The sequence below is a fragment of the Streptococcus mitis genome (genome assembly GCF_001579035.1).
In the GTDB taxonomy this organism is placed as follows: Bacteria; Bacillota; Bacilli; order Lactobacillales; family Streptococcaceae; genus Streptococcus; species Streptococcus mitis_J.
This window is the reverse complement of the sequence record NZ_KQ970292.1, coordinates 64,108-67,935: the sequence shown is the minus strand read 5'-3', so window position 1 is coordinate 67,935 and position 3,828 is coordinate 64,108. Positions and strand designations below refer to the sequence as shown.

Sequence of the window (3,828 nt, the reverse complement as noted above, 5' to 3'; positions counted from 1 at the left end):
TTCCTGCTTGTCAAAGTGGTACCATTCTTGGTCACGAAGGGATTGGGATTGTTGAAGAAGTTGGAGAAGGAGTTTCTAACTTCAAAAAAGGCGACAAGGTCTTGATTTCTTGTGTCTGTGCCTGTGGTAAATGTTACTACTGTAAAAAAGGAATCTATGCCCACTGTGAAGACGAAGGGGGCTGGATTTTCGGTCACTTGATTGACGGTATGCAGGCTGAATATCTACGTGTCCCTCATGCAGATAACACTCTTTACCACACTCCAGAAGACTTGTCAGATGAAGCCTTGGTTATGCTATCAGACATTCTGCCTACTGGATATGAAATTGGTGTCTTAAAAGGGAAGGTAGAGCCTGGTTGCAGCGTAGCCATTATTGGTTCAGGTCCAGTTGGTTTAGCAGCTCTTTTGACAGCTCAATTCTATTCACCAGCTAAATTGATTATGGTGGACTTAGACGATAACCGCTTGGAAACTGCTGTATCATTTGGTGCGACTCATAAGGTTAATTCTTCAGACCCTGAAAAAGCCATTAAAGAAATTTATGATTTGACAGATGGTCGTGGTGTAGATGTTGCTATCGAAGCTGTTGGTATTCCTGCAACATTTGATTTCTGTCAAAAGATTATCGGTGTAGACGGAACGGTTGCCAACTGTGGTGTACATGGTAAACCAGTCGAATTCGATTTGGACAAACTTTGGATTCGCAACATCAATGTAACAACTGGTTTGGTATCTACAAATACAACTCCACAATTGTTGAAAGCACTTGAAAGTCATAAGATTGAACCAGAAAAATTGGTAACTCATTATTTCAAACTCAGTGAAATTGAAAAAGCCTACGAAGTCTTCGGTAAGGCAGCAGACCACCATGCAATCAAAGTCATTATTGAAAACGATATTTCTGAAGCCTAGGTAGTAACAATATTTTGGAACATAAGCAAATAGAAATTCAGTCATCCATCAGATGGCTGGATTTTTTATCAAAAAATTAAGAAATGAGCATATTTCTTTCCTTGTTTGGCGGAATTAGTTATAATATACGGTACGAAGGAATGAATGAATATGTATCGTGTTATAGAAATGTACGGAGATTTTGAACCCTGGTGGTTCTTAGAAGGTTGGGAAGAAGACATTGTAGCAAGTAAGAAATTTGACCAGTATTATGATGCTCTCAAATACTACAAAACTTGCTGGTTTAGATTGGAACAAGAATCCCCTCTTTATAAAAGCAGAAGCGATTTGATGACCATTTTTTGGGACCCGGAAGACCAACGCTGGTGCGATGAATGTGATGAGTATTTACAACAATACCATTCTTTGGCTCTTTTACAGGATGAGCAGGTTATTCCAGATGAAAAACTACGCCCAGGCTATGAAAAACAAACAGGTAAGGAAAGACACCGTTCTTGCCGTATGAAATTAAAATAGAGAAAAAGTAACTTTTTTGGAGTTGCTTTTTTTATTTTTCCAAATCTTTGCGAATAGTATAGGTGAGGAGGTAAGTATGGTTCAAGAAATTGCACAAGAAATCATTCGTTCGGCTCGGAAAAAAGGGGCGCAAGACATTTATTTTGTCCCCAAGTTAGACGCCTATGAGCTTCATATGAGGGTAGGAGACGAGCGCTGTAAAATTGGTTGTTATGATTTTGAAAAGTTTGCGGCCGTCATCAGTCACTTCAAGTTTGTGGCAGGTATGAATGTGGGAGAAAAGCGACGTAGTCAGCTTGGTTCCTGCGACTATGCCTATGATGATAAGATGGCGTCCCTACGTCTATCTACCGTAGGCGATTATCGAGGACATGAGAGTTTAGTAATTCGCTTGTTGCATGATGAGGAGCAGGATTTGCATTTTTGGTTTCAGAATATTGATGAACTGGGCAAGCAGTACAGGCAACGTGGTCTCTATCTCTTTGCTGGTCCAGTCGGAAGTGGCAAGACGACCTTGATGCATGAATTGGCTAAATCTCTCTTTAAAGGACAGCAAGTTATGTCCATCGAAGATCCTGTCGAAATCAAGCAGGACGACATGCTTCAGTTGCAGTTGAACGAAGCAATCGGACTAAACTATGAAAATTTGATCAAGCTTTCCTTACGTCATCGGCCAGACCTCCTAATTATCGGAGAAATTCGAGACAGCGAGACGGCGCGTGCGGTAGTCAGAGCTAGTTTGACAGGTGCGACAGTCTTTTCAACCATTCATGCCAAGAGTATCCGAGGTGTTTATGAACGCCTGCTGGAGTTGGGTGTAAGTGAGGAGGAATTAGCGGTCGTTCTGCAAGGAGTCTGCTACCAGAGATTAATCGGGGGAGGAGGAATCGTTGACTTTGCCAACAAAGACTATCAAGAACACCAGCCAACTAGCTGGAATGAACAGATTGACCAGCTTCTTAAAGATGGACATATCACAAGTCTTCAAGCTGAGACGGAAAAAATTAGCTACAGCTAAGCAAAAAAATATCATTACTTTGTTTAACAATCTCTTTTCCAGCGGTTTTCATCTGGTGGAGACAATCTCTTTTTTAGATAGGAGTGCTTTGTTAGACAAGCAGTGTGTGACACAAATGCGCACGGGCTTGTCTCAGGGGAAATCATTCTCAGAAATGATGGCTAGTTTAGGCTTTTCAAGCGCCATTGTCACTCAGTTATCCCTAGCGGAAGTTCATGGGAATCTTCATCTGAGTTTGGGAAAGATAGAAGAGTATCTAGACAATCTGGCCAAGGTTAAGAAAAAACTAATTGAAGTAGCGACCTATCCCTTGATTTTGCTGGGTTTTCTTCTCTTAATTATGCTGGGACTACGGAATTACCTGCTACCACAACTGGATAGTAGCAATATTGCCACTCAAATTATCGGTAATCTGCCACAAATCTTTCTAGGCATGGTAGGGTTTGTTTCCATACTTGCCCTTTTAGCACTCACTTTTTATAAAAGAAGTTCTAAGATGCGCGTCTTTTCTATCTTAGCACGCCTTCCCTTTTTTGGAATCTTTGTGCAGACCTATTTGACAGCCTATTACGCGCGTGAGTGGGGGAATATGATTTCGCAGGGAATGGAGCTGACGCAGATTTTTCAAATGATGCAGGAACAAGGTTCCCAACTCTTTAAAGAAATCGGCCAAGACCTAGCTCAATCCCTACAAAATGGCTGCGAATTTTCTCAAACCATAGCAACCTATCCTTTCTTTAAGAAAGAGTTGAGTCTCATCATCGAGTATGGGGAAGTCAAGTCCAAGCTGGGTAGTGAGTTGGAAATCTATGCTGAAAAAACTTGGGAAGCATTTTTTACCCGAGTCAACCGCACCATGAATCTGGTGCAGCCACTGGTTTTTATCTTTGTGGCACTGATTATCGTTTTACTTTATGCGGCAATGCTGATGCCCATGTATCAAAATATGGAGGTGAATTTTTAAAATGAAAAAAATGATGACATTCTTGAAAAAAGCTAAGGTTAAAGCTTTCACTCTGGTAGAGATGTTAGTGGTCCTTTTAATCATCAGCGTGCTTCTCTTGCTCTTTGTACCTAATTTGACCAAGCAAAAAGAGGCTGTCAATGACAAAGGAAAAGCTGCTGTTGTTAAGGTGGTGGAAAGTCAGGCAGAACTTTATATCTTGGATAAAAATGAAGATGCTAGCCTAAGTAAGTTACAAGCAGATGGGCGCATCACGGAAGAACAGGCTAAAGCCTATAAAGAATACCATGATAAAAATGGAGGAGCAAATCGTAAAGTCAATGATTAAGGCCTTTACCATGCTTGAAAGTCTCTTGGTTTTGGGACTTGTAAGTATCCTTGCCTTGGGCTTATCTGGCTCTGTCCAGTCCACTTTT

Annotated in this window: 6 protein-coding genes; all 6 read left to right on the top strand. The window is 41.1% G+C overall.

Annotation, left to right across the window (positions count from 1 at the left end):
- Positions 1-914: zinc-dependent alcohol dehydrogenase family protein (locus SMIDD26_RS10125; protein WP_246747026.1), on the top strand; the 914-nt coding region annotated here is incomplete at its 5' end.
- A gap of 150 nt (positions 915-1,064) precedes the next feature.
- A complete protein-coding gene (locus SMIDD26_RS10120) occupies positions 1,065-1,430 on the top strand; it encodes a DUF1033 family protein (RefSeq protein ID WP_000286405.1) in 366 nt (121 codons plus the stop codon).
- Positions 1,431-1,506: 76 nt separating this feature from the next.
- The gene (gene comGA, locus SMIDD26_RS10115; protein ID WP_061440020.1) at positions 1,507-2,448 is read left to right on the top strand and encodes a competence type IV pilus ATPase ComGA; all 942 of its coding nucleotides are present in this window, start codon (positions 1,507-1,509) and stop codon (positions 2,446-2,448) included.
- Positions 2,396-3,412, top strand: a complete 1,017-nt coding sequence (comGB, locus tag SMIDD26_RS10110; protein ID WP_134990293.1) for a competence type IV pilus assembly protein ComGB — start codon at positions 2,396-2,398, stop codon at positions 3,410-3,412. Before comGA ends, comGB begins: the two co-directional genes overlap by 53 nt.
- Before the next feature lies 1 nt (position 3,413).
- On the top strand, positions 3,414-3,740 hold the full coding sequence (comGC, locus tag SMIDD26_RS10105; protein ID WP_061440018.1) for a comG operon protein ComGC: 327 nt from the start codon (positions 3,414-3,416) through the stop codon (positions 3,738-3,740).
- Positions 3,733-3,828 (top strand): prepilin-type N-terminal cleavage/methylation domain-containing protein (locus SMIDD26_RS13375; protein WP_280630529.1); only part of this gene is annotated, 96 nt, incomplete at its 3' end. The genes comGC and SMIDD26_RS13375, both read left to right, overlap by 8 nt.